This is a genomic window from Ruegeria sp. CL6 (assembly GCF_056536465.1).
The window spans coordinates 367,016-382,586 of record NZ_JBQFPR010000003.1; the positions used below are offsets into that span (position 1 = coordinate 367,016).

Sequence of the window (15,571 nt, forward strand, 5' to 3'; positions counted from 1 at the left end):
ATACGCTTTTCTGACAGTGGCGAGGGCATCCGGCTCGGATCATCGGATGCCCCAAAAACCGATTGGTAATTATGCAAAAAAGCAAAACCTCTACCAAAAGGAGGCCTCCATGAGTGCTAGATTAGTCCTTTTGCTTGCTGCCGTTGGTCTCGTGCCAATTGCGTTATCGTATGGTCTGATGCCAGGCAGTTCGATCCCAGTTTTGCTGGGCTTCCCGGTAGAAGGAACGAATCAGACGCATGTCTTCCGAGCGATTATGGGTCTTTATCTGGCAAACGCTTTGTTTTGGTTGGCAGCCGCTTCAAAACCAGAATTACAACGCCCCGCGCTGTGGGTTCTTTTTTTGTTTATGTCAGGACTGGCCGTTGGACGCATACTAAGCATCCTTATCGATGGAGTTCCGAACGGGATACTTCTCTTTTATCTTGCAGCCGAGATAGCTTTTGCAGCTCTGGCGGCGGTTTCTCTTAAAAAAGTACGGTGAAATAGGAAGTAGTAAAATGGTGAGGTTTGGCTTTGTTTTCTCGATGATTGCAACTCTGTCAGTTTCGACATCCGCTTTTGCACAATCTTCATCTGGCCAGACTGCGGTGGACGAAAACTTCTTAGGGATTGAGACTGCCGTTGCCGAAGCGGGAGCTACTCCAATCGCATCGATAGATCATTCGCGTCTGGCCAAAGCCGAAGGCGTAGAAATGCCAGCGTCTCGTGTACTCATTTTCTCTGATCCGGAGATAAACACACCTGTACTGGAAGAGAACGTACGAGCAGGTCTGGACCTTCCGTTTCGCGTTCTTTCATTCGATCAGGATGGTCGCCCGCAGATCGTCTACACAGACTCTCAGTTTATCAAAGTTCGGCATGATCTGAACAACACCCAGGCGTTGAATTCGTTTCAGAGCAAGTTGCTCGAAGTTCTTAAGGACTTAGATGCAGCACCAGCGCCGACCAACGGATTGAATACTAACTATGGCATCATCGAACTGCGATCTCAGCTCAGCGTACCAGAGGCAGTCGAACGTCTCAGGACAGCCGTGATGGGGCAGGACGATACTGTCTGGTTTGGAGAAATCGATTTTGCGACCGAAGCTTCCCAACTAGGGGTGGCGCTACCGGATACGGTTCTCTTGCTGTTCGGCGGACCAGCACCCGGTGGCGTGGCAATGGCGGGCTTTCCAGCAATTGGTTTGGATGCCTTTTGCCAAAAACTACTGGTTTATGCGAATGAAGAGGGCGGCTCCGTGGTCATTTTCAATGACATCGCTGCCTTGGCGGAGTTGCACTACGGTTCTTCAGCCGAACCTCATCACGGATTGAACAAACGGCTGACCGAGACATTTCGCAAGGCAATTGAGTAGCCGCTGTTAGGAAAACGCAAAAAACCTTTGCAGATTTGCCATCTTTTCGTCGTCCGCTTTGGGTTGATTTCAGCGGTTTTCAACACAACAGGCCTACCACGCTTTGGGCCGTTCGTTAGACTTTGCAAAGGCCGCTTTCTGCGCTTTGCCGTCATTGGGGTATCGTGCAGCATTGGTCAAAATGGGCTCGGTGCGGTCATTCGGCAGAATTCCGTGAACGTCTGCGTTGCGGACAATCCTGCCGTTATCTCATCTTCAGTTGTAGAGTCGATCAGGTCGCACCGATCACCCTAGCCGGTGTGCTTTCTCCCGCCCTGTACGTCATCTGAATAGAACCAGTCGTCGGGATATGGATACCACCAATCCGCCTCCTTCGCCTTTGGATCAATCACGACCATCTTGGGTCGTCTGAAAGCCTCGAGGCCTTGAAGGCCTAGCGTGCGCCCAAGCCCAGAATTCTTGACGCCGCCAAAAGGCAAGGCATCGTTGTCTACGAGCGGGTTGTTGACCCAGACCATCCCCACCTGTAGCTTGTTCACCCCTTGAAATGCCTCGTCCAAGTCGCCGGTAAACAGGCATCCGCCAAGACCGAATTGTGACGCGTTTGCCATTTCAAGCGCTTGGTCAAAGTCGCTCACCCGAATGACCGAGGCGACTGGCCCAAAGACCTCTTCCTGAGTTAGCGCCATGTCCGTCGTGACGCCGGTCAGGATCGTTGGTTCGAAAAACCAACCCGGCCCGACGTCATCCGGGATACCGCCTCCTACCTCAACCACCGCGCCTTTCTCAGTTGCATCGCGCACTAGCCGCTCGACCTTGTCGCGCACCCCCTTGGAGACCAAAGGTCCGATTTCCGCCACCCCCATGCCGTCACCGATGCGCAGTTTCCGGGTTCGGGTCACGAATTCATCGACAAAATCGTCGTACACGTCATCCACTACAAAAATCCGTTCAGACGATGTGCAAACCTGGCCCGACTGCAAAAATGCAGCGGTAACCGCCCCGGCGGCAGCGACCGCGATGTCGGCGTGTTTACTGACGATCAGTGGATCGCTTCCCCCAGCCTCGATCACTGCGGGTTTCAGGTTCTCTGCTGCGGCCACTGCGACTGCACGACCTGTCGGCACGGACCCTGTAAAAGCGACCACATGGGTTTTGGGGCTGGCAATCAGCTGTTTGCCCACGTCTGCCCCCCCCGGCAGGCAAGCTATCAGGTCTTGGGGCAACGCTCGAAAAAACTCCATGAACGCCATCGTGCACAAAGTTCCTGCGGGTGAGGCTTTCAACACTACACCGTTACCTGCGGCAAGTGATGCGGCCATCGACCAGCAGCCAAGAATGAGGGGAAAATTGTACGGAACCACATGCACGGATACGCCGTAGGGCTCGAATGTCTGATACTGAAAAGATCCAGTTTGCATCGTGCCGGCGATCTTGCCAGCGTCATTGCGCGCCATCTCGGCATAGTACCGGAAAACCGGCGGGATGTTCGCAATCTCGCCGATCGATTCAGGGTAAGGTTTGCCCGTTTCCAGTGTCATCAAGCGGGCGATCTCAGTCATGTCGCCGCTATCGATGTCGTTGGCGATCTGGTGCAATACCCGCGCGCGAGACTTGCAGTCCATTGCAGACCACTTCCTTTGCGCCGCATTGACCCGGTCCAGAACCTGGTCCACGATCTGCGACGACGGTTCACCAAAAACCCCGACGGGCTGCAAGGTAGACGGGTTGAACAGAGTGGTCCCACCACCCTCCAATGGCACATGCTTGGGGTTAAGGTAGTAGCTGGATTTGAACGGGTCACGCATTTGGCAGCCTCCTTATTTGACAGGCATTGAGCCGTTAGCGGATCATGTACACTTTCTTGACCGTCTCGTGGACAGTGCAAACGCCTTTCCAGTCCTGCGGAAAAAAGGCCGCCGTATCGGGCGTAATCTCAATTACCTCGCCGCTTTCATGGACATAGGTACAGCGGCCTTCCAGAAAGTGGCAGAACTCGTCCTTGGTGACGTGACATTCCCACTTACCGGGAGTGCAGACCCAAAGGCCGCATTCTGACTGGCCGTCAGGCCCCTTGTGGATCAACTTTCCCGAGGTGCGGGATTGCCCTTCAATCATCGTCGGGATTACCCCCCAATCGACAAGATCAGTCTGCTGGAGCGGGTTTTGCATACGTGGCGTGGTCATGTTTCAGGTTCGCGATCCGTTAGGTAGTAGGTGTTGCGCAATGTTTCCTCGACAGTGCATTCCCCTACCCAACCGGCGAGGAATAGTACGGCCGTTCCGGGCGTAACTTCGATGCTTTCGCCTGCATCCGACCGATAGACCGCGCGGCCTTGCACAAAATAGCAGAACTCGTCACGCGGTATCGTTAGGCGCCAGCGGCCTGGAGTACAGACCCATGCGCCGATCTCCGGCCGGTTGTCAGGACCCTTGTGAACCAGCATACCCGATGAATGCGACTGGCCTTCAATCATGTCCGGCTGTAGCCCCCAGTCCGTGAGGTCGGTGCGGGTCGAGATTTCCGAAAGATGCGGGGCGCTGCTCATTCCGCGGCTTTCAGGATTTCGTCGAGAATGCCAGCTGCCTTGGTCGGGCCATGCCGTGACTGCATGTGAGCAGAGGTTGCCGCCATCTTCGCCTGCATTCCTGGATCGTTGATACATTTGTCGAGGGCAATAGCCAATTCATCATCGGTCCAGTCGTATCGGTGAAACCCGAACCCGTGGCCGGTTTCCTGAACACGGGTGGCGTTATCGTGGCCGTCCCAGACATAGGGCATAATGATTGCTGCTTTGCCGAAATATAGGCACTCTGTGAACGAGTTGTTACCGCCATGATGTATCACCGCGTCAACCTGCGGAATTACCGAAGGCTGGGGATACCAGCTCTGTATGTGCACGTTGTCGGGAATGTCTGTGTATTCGTCAATGTAATCCCCGACATTTACGAGCGCCCGGTAGGGCAACCTGGAAATGGTCGAAATGATCCTCTTTAGCAGGTCGGTGTCGCCTGCGCCAAGCGACCCGAAAGATACATAGAGAAGTGGTTTGTCATTGTTGGACTTAAACGTTGGCACCTCAAAGGGTTCTTCTTCGCGCACGCAACCTTCAAGATACTGAAACCGGTTTGGGTCCAGTGGGTTCTGCCGTTCGTACTTTGCCGGCTCGGGATAAAGCAGAAGGTTCATTGTGGGCGACGCTTCGAAAAACTCTCCAATCGGATAGGCGTCTTCGTTGCATCTGGCTAGGAACGCATTGTAGTCGTCGTGGATCGGCTTGATCACATCGTGGAACTTTGCCTCATAGGCCTCCATGCCCTCGCGGTCATCCACCCGGCAGCCCGATAAGTGCGGCGGCACAATCGGGTCCGGGATTTCGTTTTCGGAACATGAGATGATCCGCACCCACGGTACGCCGAACTGCTTGATGGCTGGGAACATAATGACATTATCCACGCAGATCATATCTGGTTTGATTTTTGCCAATACCTCGGGCAGATCTTTTTGCGCCCATTTTGCGCTGTCGACGATCGCCTCCCAGCAATCCTTGACGTAGTTATCGATCTGGTCGATCGGGGCTTTGCGAAAATTTGGGATGTGACCGTTGATGAAATCCTCCCAGAACTTTGCCATCGCCTCGGGTTCCATCGGCTCGGACAGGGCAACAGGATGCGCCTCAAACCCATAACCTTCATATACCTCGACAAAGCCGGGATCGCTTAGAAATACAGCCTTATGGCCCAGTTTCTCGCAGGCCTGCGCGATGCCAACCGAATTCAGCGCAGGGCCAAAGGCAGCTTCGGGGAAGAAGGCGATGGTTTTCTGTGACATTGTAGGTCTCCGGTTAGATTTGGCTTAGCAGTTGGGAAGGATGCGGGAATGTTTCGCGTCCCATACGCAGTGGACATCCTGACCCGGCTGGATATTTTCACGGTCGGCTTGGCTGGCGGGAACGCGGGCGGAAAGGGTGCTCCTCCCGCCGCAAACGCGTACATGCACACCCAGGTCTGACCCGTGATAGGCGACTTCTTCAACAGTGCCGGGAAGGCAGTTGCGTCCATCTTGAGGGGCGGTCTGCATCAGGCTGACCCGTTCCGGGCGCACAGCGATCGTTGCAGCACCGCGCAGCTCGGAAACGCCCCTCAGCATTCCCGCCCCGTCGACATCGACACCGCCGTCGACGGCGTTACCATCCAGAAAGTTCATCACGCCGATAAAATCTGCAACAAAGCGCGATCCGGGGTGTTCGTAGAGCTCGTGAGGAGTACCGACCTGCGCCAGCTTGCCATCATGCAAGACCGCGATCCGGTCGGCCATGACTAGGGCCTCTTCCTGGTCATGGGTCACAATTAGAAATGTAATCCCCACCTCGTGCTGCAACCGTTTGAGCTCCAGCTGCATCTCTTCTCGTAGTTTCTTGTCCAGAGCTGAAAGGGGCTCATCCAGCAACAGGACTTTTGGCCTTTTGACCAGCGCGCGCGCCAAAGCAACCCGCTGTCGCTGCCCACCAGAAAGCTTATCCGGCTTGCGCCCGGCAAATCCCGAAAGTTTCGCACTTTCCAGAACCTCGGCCACTCGCGTGGCAATTTCGTCCATGGGTAATTTCTCCATTTCTAACCCATAGGCGATGTTTTTTTCGACGCTCATGTGCGGAAACAAGGCATAGGATTGGAACATCAGGTTCAGGGGCCGCCTGCTGGGACGTATGTTTGTCACGTCCTGCCCGGCAACGATTACCTGTCCTTCCTGTGGCGTTTCGAATCCTGCCAGCGTCCGCAATAGTGTGGTCTTGCCGCAGCCCGATGGGCCCAAAAGTGCAAAGAACTCGTTATCGCGAATATCCAGTGAAACATTGTCGATCGCGGTCACCAAACCGTATCGCTTTGTTATATTCCTGAGTTGAATCCCTTGGCTCATCGGCTGAAAACCTCTTTGTCGGCACGCTGCGCGAAGAAGACCAGCGTGAACGAAACGAACATGACGATGGTAGCCATCGCATTGATTTCCGGCGTGACGCCAAATCGGATCATTGCGTAAATCTGCATCGGCAACGTGGTCGAGGATTGCCCAGCACCGGCGGTAAAGAAGGCAATAATGAATTCGTCCACAGACAGGGTGAAAGACAACAGCGCCCCGGCGATAACCCCCGGCGCGATGGCGGGCAGCAGGATGCGGCGAAAGGTGGTAAATTCGCTGGCCCCAAGGTCGGCGCTGGCCTCAAGTATCGAATGGTCGAAATTGCGCATCCGCGTACGCACCACGGCGACAACAAAGGCTATGTTAAAAACGACATGGCTGAGGATGATCGAATGAAGCCCCAGCGTCATGTTGAGTAGGGTGAAAAAGGACAAGAGCGCGATGGCCAGAACTATGTCGGGGATGATCATCGGTGCGAACAGAACCGCGTCTAGAACTGAAGAATTACGCCGTGTCTCGACACCGACCGCCAAAAGCGTGCCGATTATTGTCGCCAGAACGGTCGAGATTAAGGCCACGATTAGCGTGTTGCGCGCCGCCGACAGTATTGGATCCGCGGTAAACAACTTGCCGTACCATTCCAACGAAAACCCGGTCCATACAGTTGGAAGTCCGGCCCGGTTAAAGCTTAACGCCATGAGCACAAGGATCGGCACATAGAGAAAGGTGTAAAACAAAACCAGGTGCAGCTTCAGGCCCATGTTGGATCGGTCCCGCATCAGTCCTGCCCTCTCTGTCCCGCTGCGCGATTGGCCAATACCGCCTGTGCGAACAAAAGCCCCATCATAATCGCAATCAGGAACATCGACAGCGTTGCTCCGAACGGCCAGTCGCGGGCGCTCAGGAACTGGTCATAGATCAGGTTTCCAACCATCTGAAGTCGCCCGCCACCAAGCAAATCGGGCGTAATGAAATTGCCGATCGACAATACAAAAACAAAGACACCACCTGCCGCAATGCCGGGAACGGTCTGTGGCAGTATCACCCGGTAGAAAGTGGTCCAAGCGGGCGCTCCAAGATCTTCCGAGGCTTCTATGGTTTCGACATTTATGCGGTTCAGCGACGAATAGATCGCCAGAACCACAAAGGGGGTGTAGTTGTAGACAAGCCCAACGATCACCGCGAAATTGTTATAAAGCAGAGACAGCGGCTCATCGATCAAGCCTGCCCCCTGGAGAGTATTATTGATCAAGCCCTCGCGGTTAAGCATCACGATCCAGGCGTAAGTGCGGATTAGGTAGTTGGACCAGAACGGCAGGATCACCAAGATCAGTAAACCGGTCTGCCAACGGCGCGGCGCCAGCGTGATGGCATAGGCCGCCGGATAGGCGATCAGGATCGCGATTATCGTGGCTAGAAATGCGATCTTAGCCGAGCGTAAGAAGATCCCAAGGTAAAGAGGATCGGCGGCCCGCACAAAATTTTCAAATGTAAAGACGTGGTCGATGCCGCCATAGATACCGCGTTCAAAAAACGCATAGGTAAAAATAAGACCACACGGCACCACCATAAGAAGCGCAAGCCAGCCCAAGCCCGGCCCCAGCAAGATCACCGATTTCAGTCGATTGGTCATATTCTTGGCAATCTGTGGAGTGATGTCGTACAGGCCCGACCCTTTGTTCGGGTCGGGTTTTGCTCAGGGTTTGATCACTTACTGTGCGGCCATGATTTCGGTCACGGTCCGTGCAAAGGGTTTCTGGCCATTGCCGAGATCGCGCAACTGCTCATACTTGGTAAGGTCTGCAGGCGACATTCCCATGTTCGGGAAGGTTTCGATCAAGGAGGGGTCCAGCGCCTCCATTGCAGCCTTGTTCGGCGTTTTGTAAAGGATATTGCTGGCAACCCAGACACCGACGTCCGCGCCCAAGACATAGTTCACAAAGGCATGCGCCGCATCTTTGTTTTCAGATGCATCCGCGATGACTAGCGCATCTACCCACAGATCCGATCCTTCTGATGGTATCGTGTACTTGATGTCCGCGTTTTCACCGATGCCGTAGTTGCACCAGCCATCCCAGGCGTGAACCATCGTTGCCTCGCCCGATACCAACTTCAGATAAAAAGTTGCGTCGTCGTAGGCCAGCAGATCCTGCTTCGCCGCAACCAGCAGGTCCTTTGCAGCCGCCAACGTCTCATCCGACGTATCGTTCAGCGACTTTCCGAGGGCTAGCGCAGCAGCCCCCATCAGCCAGCGATCCGTCGAGAGCATTGTCACTTTGCCTTTAAGGTCGTCAGAGGGTTTGAGCAGATCGTTCCACGAAGTTGGCTCTGGCATCAGGTCTGACCGGTAGCATAAGCCCGTCGTGCCCCAAGCGTATGGCATTGAATAGTTGTTGCCCGGATCATGGGCTAGTTCTTTAGCTTCGCCATACAGGTTAGAGGCATTCGGAACCTTGTCGTGGTCGATTGCAGCCACCAGCCCCAGGTTGTTTAACGCCTCGGCAAAAGGCGACGAGACGAAAAGAACGTCGTAGCCCTTTCCTCCACCGGCTACGACCTTGCCCATGATTTCTTCGTTAGTGCCATGCACCGAGAGCTCGGCCTCGATACCGGTTTCCTTGGTGAAATTCTCCAGCAGGTCCGGCGGCATGTAGCCGTCCCAGTTCGAGATCACGATTTTTTCTGCTTGGGCCGCTCCGGCGAATACGCTGAGTGCGCAGGTCGCCCCGGCGGTGAGCCAAGCAAATGGCAAACGGAACGAATTGGTGAACTTGTTGGTCATGTCTTCCTCCCTTGACATCCGCGCTCGCTTCTGGGGCGAGATATATAATGCAGTCACGGTATTTTTTGATGAAATAAAACTCAACAATTTTTTGAATCATTTTTGTGTGGCCCGGAAAAGCCATTTAAGATACCGTTTTTATTGTATATTAACTGAGTGTGACGAAAGCCGTCTTCTTATGCCACCAAGCAAATACTTGAAACTTGCTCAAAAAATACTGGATGTTGCGATGGATCTCGATTTGCATCAGGGCGACAGACTGGTGGAAAAAACCCTTGCTGATTCGTGCAGCGTCTCTCGCACTCCGGTTAGATCCGCATTGAGGCTGCTGGAAAAGGAGGGGATGGCACGCAAAGCGGCAGAAGGCGGGTTTGTCCTAGAATGCGAACCCGAAAAGGGGCATTCGATACTCAACCAGCATGCGGTCAGAGCAGGCGTGGATCTCGCTGGTGCCATCCTACGAGATCGCGGCGCCCGACGCCTGGACGGTGCCATCAATGTCACAGACCTGATCCGCAGATATTCGGTTTCCCGCAGCGCTGCACAGCGTGCGCTCGAAGCCCTCCTGGCCCAAGGCGTGATTCAGAAAGCCGAAGGTCAATCCTGGGTTTTTACGCGCATGCCGGGAGACCGCTCCGGACGAATAGAGAGCTACGAATTTCGTCTGATACTGGAACCGCAGGCCATTCTGTCCGACGGTTTCAAGTTGGACACCAAGCGCGCCGATCTGGTCCGCAGCCAGACCGAAGCGCTTCTGGCGCAGTCGGAAAACTCTTTCAATAGCCAGGATTTCCAAGACGCGGATCTTGCCTTTCACAAGCTCATCGCTCGATCGTCCGGAAACCAGTATCTAGCTTCTGCTCTCATGGCCCATCATGGGTTGCGCCACCTGCCAGGCGGATCATTCGGTATGATCGACTTTCGGATGAGGCAGGCGCTCGATGAACATCTGCGTATCCTTGATTTCATCGAACAGGATCATTTCGATCTTGCGGCGGATCAGATGAGGGTGCACTTGCGGCTTTCAATGCACCAAAGGCCCAGCGTCGCCAATCGTGGTGCTCCGGCGCTAGTCCAAGCAACCCGCGGGTCAATCCGGTGAGTGAATGATGAACCGCAAGGAAGCACCCGTAATCGCGTTTTTCCCCGAAGCTAGTTTTGGGGCTGCACTGAATTGTGTGGGGATCGCTCAGGAACTTCGCGCAATGGGTGCACACCCCGTTTTCCTCACCCACGGTGGCTTTGGTGGCGTATTCGCAGATTACGGTTTTGACGAGTTCGCCGTCCCTGTTCAGTCAGAGTTGACAGAAGAGGAAACCCAGACCTACTGGCAGGAATTCCTGAGCCATCATCTGCCGCATTTTAACATGCATCCAACTGACCAACTAACCACCTATGTAGAGCCCGTTTGGAACGCAATCGTCGAGACAGCGGAATCGGTCGAACAGGGGTTGGAAACGGCGCTAGAGCGGATCAACCCAGATGTCGTCGTCCTCGACAACGTCATCATGTTCCCGGCCATCGTACGATCCGAGTGCCCATGGGTCAGGGTTATTTCTTGCGCGGAAACCGAGTTGCCAGACAACTGCCTACCGCCGTACCTGTCCGGTCTGCCGGCATCTGACGCTGCCGGGTGTGCGGCATTTCGAGACCAGTACCTGGAGACCCTTGGCCCAATTCATGCTCGCTACAACAAATTTCGCCAGGATAAGGGGCTTGAGCTATTGCCTGAAGGTGAGTTCCTAGAAACATCACCGCATCAAAACCTTCTTTTAGCGCCATCTATCATTCGCCATGATCGTGATCAGGTGCTGGACTCTGGACAATTCACCTTTCTCGAAGGCTGCGTTCGCCAGGAAGGTCCTTACCGTGTACCTCAAATGCCCCGAAACGACGGGCCTCTGGTGTACGTGAGTTTTGGCAGTCTGGGCGCCATGGATGTCCCATTCTTTGAGAGCCTGTTCGACGTATTCAAGACAATGGACATGAGGTTTCTAGTCAATGTCGGGGCCCAAATCGATGCCTATTCCAGAGTCCCAGACAATGTTCATCTGCAGGAATGGTTCCCGCAGCCTTCCGTGGTTGAACAATGCGATCTGTTTATTCACCACGGCGGCAACAACAGCTTTTGCGAAGCGCTGTATTTCGGGGTCCCGTCGCTGATCCTTCCCTATTGCTGGGACGGACACGATAACGCCCAGCGGGCAGTTGAGACCAGTGTCGGACTCAGGGTAAATCGATGGGATTGGACACCGGATCAGTTGGATAATTCGATTAACCAACTCCTTGGGGACGCGGAGATGAAGGCCCGGCTGGCTGCGAACTCAGAGATCATGCAGTTGAGAAAGTCGGTTCAGTTAGCTGCTCAGAAAATTCTGGATTGTGTAAATCCTAACCGAATCTAGGTTATTCCCGTCGATCATCCGTTTTGTCATGAAGGATGGAAGGGTGCATCGCAATGACCTCTAAATCACTGAACCTAACGTGTCGGTTTGGGCTCTGAGCGGACCTTCGCTGCGGTGTGCGTCAATGGCTGCCTCGCGACAGAAAGCGGTCATTTGTTGATAGCTTTCCAATTCCTACAACGACATTTGCCGTTATCACAGAACCCGCCCCAATTTACCTTTGTAACGGGAACAGTGGCGCAGTTCGTGCAGCTTCCGATCGAGTGCAAAAAGCGCCTATGACATACTATCGACCTAATCATCGTGTTTGCCGTTCGGGAAAGCCGCGACTTCGGTGATGAAGGCCTCTTTCCATGACGCCGAAACAGGCAGCCGGACGTGCCCGGCTTCGATTTTGGGGGACTGGATGGACACGCGTTCATCCTTGCCGTTCACCTTCACAAAGACCTCGTCGACGTGCCACTTCCATTTCGAGTATGCACGAAGTTGCTGAACACGCTTTCTTCGGATCTCTGATGCAAACACCGGGCCAAACCTGTTCCACCAATATCGGACAGCCTCGTGACTCACGTAGATGCCTCGCTCGTGCAACAAATCTTCGACATTCCGAAGCGAGAGCGGGAAGCGGATGTACAACATCACCGCAAGGCGGATGATCTCGGGGCTGGTTTTGAAATACTTGAAAGAGGCAGGATTGGTCATGGGCAAAAGCTACGCAACACCCCTGCCCCGCTCAAGCAAAGTACTTCTGACAAGACCACTAGAAGCCCGCTCACTGGGTTGCATGTCTAAAGACAGAACCTGACTCATATCGGCATCGCGCCGGACGGTTCGACTTCTTCGTAGTGCCACTTCAAAGCCGTTACAGCACTAGACCACCACCGACCACGAGTGTTTGGCCCGACACATAGTTCGATTCAGGGCAACAGAAGAGGTACACACCGTCCGCGGCTTCCTCAGGCGTACCAGCGCGCCCCAGAGGAACCATTGCGCTGAATGCGTCCGCACTTTTAGGTGGAATGCCAATGCCTACCTTGTTGCCATCAACTTCGATCGACTTTTTCTCTTCAGTGGCTTCGGTGAGCCGCGTCGCAATGTAACCGAAAGCCACGCAATTCACGTTGACTTTCATTCGCCCCCATTCCTTCGCCAACGTTTTGGTGAGACCTAGCACAGCCGACTTGCCAGAAGCATAATTGGCCTGGCCAGCATTGCCACCCAGCCCGGCGATGGAAGAGATGTTGACAATTTTGCGAAACACTTCGCGGTTTTCTAAGTTTTCTTTTTCTGCATAGCCACGGATATGAGGCGCAGCTGCCCGCAAGATGCGAAAAGGTGCTTTTACGTGCACATCGAGCATCGCATCGAACTGATCATCTGTCATTTTGGCCGCGAAGCCGTCCCAAGTGTAGCCTGCATTGTTAACAATGATGTCCAGGCCACCAAACGCGTCTACGCCTGCATTTATGAAGCGTTCCGCGAACCCCTCTTCCACAACACTTCCTGAGACAGAAATTGCTTTCTGACCAAGGTCTTGGATTTCTGCCACAACCTTTGTTGCCGGGGCCATGTCAAGATCGTTGACGATTACATTTGCACCCTCGGACGCCAGTTTCAAAGCAACCGCACGTCCGATCCCCCGGCCCGCCCCTGTGACGTAAGCCGTTTTGTTGTCAAGTTTTTTCATGTGTTATTCCGATTTAGTCGATGTCGAGAGATCGTGCGATGAGTTCTTTCATGATCTCGTTTGTGCCGCCGTAGATCTTTTGCACGCGCGCGTCAGCGTAAAGCTCTGAAATGAGGTATTCGCTCATGTACCCGTAGCCTCCGTGCAGTTGAAGGCATTCATCAACAATTTCACACTGGATTTGAGTTCCCCACCATTTTGCCATAGCGGCGCTTTCTGCTGTCAGGTTTCCGGCTTCGAGCTCTACCAGACATTTATCCAAGTAAGCCGCGAGCAATTCGATCTTCGTCGCCGCCTCGGCCAGTTTGAAGCGCGAGTTCTGGAAATCCATAATTCGTTTACCGAACGCTTTCCGCTCACGCACAAATTCAAGGGTGGCCTTCAATGCGCACTGAGATGCACCCAGAGCCATGTAACCCAGCAGCAGCCGCTCCCACGGCAATTGCTGCATCAATTGGTAAAAGCCGTTGCCTTCCTCTTTGCCCAGAAGCGCCGAGCGTGGCACACGCACATCTTCGAAGTTCAGCTCCGCAGTGTCGTTACGCTTCATACCCAGCTTCTTCAGCTTGCGACCAACACTGTAACCTTCCAACTCAGCTGTTTCGACGACCAGAAGGGACACGCCCTTGGCCTTTGCTTTCGCATCGGTTTTGGCGACAAGAAGCAGGAGATCGGCGCTCGACCCATTCGTAATGAATGTCTTGGAACCGTTAATGACGTATTCGTTCCCATCCTGGATCGCCGTTGTTTTCACTGCCTGTAGGTCCGAGCCGGTACCTGGCTCTGTCATGGCAATAGCAGCAACGTAATCTCCGGTTGCCAGCTTGGGCAGCCAACGGTGTTTTTGATCTTCGGTGCCAAACGCCAGAATGTAATGTGTCGCGATGTTGTGTACGGACAGCCCCCAGCCACTGTCACCCGCCTTGGACTGTTCCAGATAACTTACAACGTCAAAGTGCTGGGTAAGCCCCAATCCGCCATACTCTTCCGGGATCGTTGCGCCGAGGATGCCCAGTTCTCCAGCCTTCTTCCAGAAAGATCGTGGCACCAAACCATCTTCTGCCCATTGTTCGCGGTTGGGTTCAAACTCTTCAGCGAAAAACCTCTCAACGCTGCCTGCGAACGCGCAATGGTCTTCGTTCATCCAGGGATGTGTGGTCATTTGAACTATCCTCGTTGATGGTTTTTTGTGCGTTAAGCTGCCTGGTAAAGCGTGACGACGCACGCACCGCCAATACCGAGATTGTGCTGGAGCGCGAGGCGCGCGTTTTCGACCTGACGCTTATCGGCGGTCCCGCGCAACTGGTGGGTCAGCTCATAGCATTGTGCCAAACCTGTCGCGCCCAGCGGATGGCCCTTGGACAATAGGCCACCGGAAGGGTTCGTCACATATTTGCCGCCATAGGTATTGTCTTCGTCGGCAATAAACTTCTGGGCGTCTCCCTCGGGGCAAAGCCCCAAGGCCTCATAAGTGACGAGTTCGTTTTGAGCAAAGCAATCATGCAGCTCAACCACATCGACATCTTCCGCGCCGATGCCCGCAGCTTCATAAACCTGAGACGCGGCCGATACTGTCATATCGTACCCCACCACCTGCATCATGTCCTCTGCCTCAAAGGTTGACGGAGTGTCTGTTGTCATCGCCTGCGCAGCGATTGAAACGTGGGCGTCTATGTCATGCTGTTTGGCGAAGTCAGAACTGCAAAGGATCGCTGCAGCTGCGCCACAGGTGGGCGGGCAAGCCATCAGCCGGGTCATGACACCGTTCCACACGACCGGGGCGTCAAGGACCTCTTGAGGACTTACCTCTTTGTCAAACAACGCCAGCGGATTGCGCGAGGCGTGACGACTGGCCTTAGCCCTGATCCGCGCGAAGTCTGTCAACGTGGTTCCATACTTCTCCATATGGGATTTCCCAGCTCCACCAAAGTACCTCAGAGCCAGTGGGATATCCCCATTACCCACGAGTATGTCACAGGCTTCGTCAAAATCGTCAAACGGGCTGGGTCGGTCTGTAAACACACTCCCCAAGGCGCCGGGCTTCATCTGTTCAAAACCAACGGCAAGAACACATTCCGCAATGCCATGTTCAATCGCTTGCCGAGCGAGAAACAACGCTGTCGATCCCGTCGAACAATTGTTGTTCACGTTTATGACTGGGATGCCTGTCATGCCGACGTTATAGAGTGCTTTCTGACCGCACGTGCTGTCGCCATAAACGTAACCGGCATAGGCCTGACGGATGTCACTGTAAGTCAGCCCAGCATCATCCAGGGCTTGCCTTATGGCAGCGGCAGCCATCACATCATAGGTTTCAGACTGACCCGGCTTGGCGAACTTTGTCATGCCAACGCCTGCGACTATGTTTCGTGCCGTCATGTTCCGACTCCGCATATTTTTTCTCGCGCGTGTTTTCCTAGA

At 54.2% G+C, this 15,571-nt stretch carries 15 protein-coding genes and 1 pseudogene; 4 read left to right on the top strand and 12 right to left on the bottom strand.

Annotated features, from left to right (window positions below):
- Positions 1-46: 46 nt before the first annotated feature.
- The gene (locus ACR0LH_RS11370; RefSeq protein ID WP_480721035.1) at positions 47-484 is read left to right on the top strand and encodes a DUF4345 domain-containing protein; all 438 of its coding nucleotides are present in this window, start codon (positions 47-49) and stop codon (positions 482-484) included.
- 16 nt (positions 485-500) lie between these two features.
- Complete coding sequence (locus ACR0LH_RS11375; protein ID WP_170782226.1) at positions 501-1,358, top strand: DUF302 domain-containing protein; 858 nt, start codon at positions 501-503, stop codon at positions 1,356-1,358.
- 290 nt (positions 1,359-1,648) lie between these two features.
- On the opposite strand, the gene ACR0LH_RS11380 is transcribed toward ACR0LH_RS11375, so the two are convergent.
- The 8 genes from ACR0LH_RS11380 to ACR0LH_RS11415 all read right to left on the bottom strand — a co-directional run bounded on the left by ACR0LH_RS11380 (position 1,649) and on the right by ACR0LH_RS11415 (position 9,058).
- Positions 1,649-3,166, bottom strand: a complete 1,518-nt coding sequence (locus ACR0LH_RS11380) for an aldehyde dehydrogenase family protein (protein WP_170486025.1) — start codon at positions 3,164-3,166, stop codon at positions 1,649-1,651.
- 34 nt (positions 3,167-3,200) lie between these two features.
- On the bottom strand, positions 3,201-3,545 hold the full coding sequence (locus ACR0LH_RS11385; RefSeq protein ID WP_010442245.1) for a cupin domain-containing protein: 345 nt from the start codon (positions 3,543-3,545) through the stop codon (positions 3,201-3,203).
- Positions 3,542-3,907 (bottom strand): cupin domain-containing protein, encoded by a 366-nt coding sequence (locus tag ACR0LH_RS11390; RefSeq protein WP_170463251.1) that lies wholly within the window; start codon positions 3,905-3,907, stop codon positions 3,542-3,544. The genes ACR0LH_RS11385 and ACR0LH_RS11390 overlap by 4 nt, the downstream gene beginning before the upstream one ends.
- The gene (locus tag ACR0LH_RS11395) at positions 3,904-5,190 is read right to left on the bottom strand and encodes a nucleotide disphospho-sugar-binding domain-containing protein (RefSeq protein WP_170486026.1); all 1,287 of its coding nucleotides are present in this window, start codon (positions 5,188-5,190) and stop codon (positions 3,904-3,906) included. Before ACR0LH_RS11395 ends, ACR0LH_RS11390 begins: the two co-directional genes overlap by 4 nt.
- Positions 5,191-5,214: 24 nt before the next feature.
- On the bottom strand, positions 5,215-6,276 hold the full coding sequence (locus ACR0LH_RS11400; protein WP_170486027.1) for an ABC transporter ATP-binding protein: 1,062 nt from the start codon (positions 6,274-6,276) through the stop codon (positions 5,215-5,217).
- Positions 6,273-7,055 (bottom strand): ABC transporter permease, encoded by a 783-nt coding sequence (locus ACR0LH_RS11405; protein ID WP_170486028.1) that lies wholly within the window; start codon positions 7,053-7,055, stop codon positions 6,273-6,275. The genes ACR0LH_RS11400 and ACR0LH_RS11405 overlap by 4 nt, the downstream gene beginning before the upstream one ends.
- A complete protein-coding gene (locus tag ACR0LH_RS11410) occupies positions 7,055-7,909 on the bottom strand; it encodes an ABC transporter permease (RefSeq protein ID WP_170463247.1) in 855 nt (284 codons plus the stop codon). The genes ACR0LH_RS11405 and ACR0LH_RS11410 overlap by 1 nt, the downstream gene beginning before the upstream one ends.
- 78 nt (positions 7,910-7,987) lie before the next feature.
- Positions 7,988-9,058: a polyamine ABC transporter substrate-binding protein gene (locus tag ACR0LH_RS11415; RefSeq protein WP_170486029.1), complete on the bottom strand. Its 1,071-nt coding sequence runs from the start codon at positions 9,056-9,058 to the stop codon at positions 7,988-7,990.
- Between ACR0LH_RS11415 and ACR0LH_RS11420 the strand changes: the two genes are divergently transcribed.
- Both ACR0LH_RS11420 and ACR0LH_RS11425 read left to right on the top strand, forming a co-directional pair.
- Positions 9,042-10,160, top strand: coding sequence for a GntR family transcriptional regulator (locus ACR0LH_RS11420; RefSeq protein ID WP_480721037.1), 1,119 nt, complete (start codon positions 9,042-9,044; stop codon positions 10,158-10,160). The genes ACR0LH_RS11415 and ACR0LH_RS11420 overlap by 17 nt on opposite strands.
- A 4-nt stretch (positions 10,161-10,164) precedes the next feature.
- Complete coding sequence (locus ACR0LH_RS11425; protein ID WP_480693330.1) at positions 10,165-11,463, top strand: nucleotide disphospho-sugar-binding domain-containing protein; 1,299 nt, start codon at positions 10,165-10,167, stop codon at positions 11,461-11,463.
- Positions 11,464-12,011: 548 nt separating this feature from the next.
- Here ACR0LH_RS11425 and ACR0LH_RS11430 read toward each other — a convergent pair.
- The 4 genes and pseudogenes from ACR0LH_RS11430 to ACR0LH_RS11445 all read right to left on the bottom strand — a co-directional run.
- A pseudogene (locus ACR0LH_RS11430) lies at positions 12,012-12,165 on the bottom strand (IS6 family transposase); the annotation flags it as partial.
- A 160-nt stretch (positions 12,166-12,325) separates the two neighbouring features.
- Positions 12,326-13,150: an SDR family NAD(P)-dependent oxidoreductase gene (locus ACR0LH_RS11435; RefSeq protein WP_480721039.1), complete on the bottom strand. Its 825-nt coding sequence runs from the start codon at positions 13,148-13,150 to the stop codon at positions 12,326-12,328.
- Positions 13,151-13,163: 13 nt separating this feature from the next.
- A complete protein-coding gene (locus tag ACR0LH_RS11440) occupies positions 13,164-14,312 on the bottom strand; it encodes an acyl-CoA dehydrogenase family protein (protein WP_480721040.1) in 1,149 nt (382 codons plus the stop codon).
- 32 nt (positions 14,313-14,344) lie between these two features.
- Positions 14,345-15,529 carry a lipid-transfer protein gene (locus ACR0LH_RS11445; RefSeq protein WP_170618823.1) on the bottom strand — a complete coding sequence of 395 codons (1,185 nt, stop codon included), beginning with the start codon at positions 15,527-15,529 and terminating at the stop codon, positions 14,345-14,347.
- Positions 15,530-15,571 lie beyond the last annotated feature (42 nt).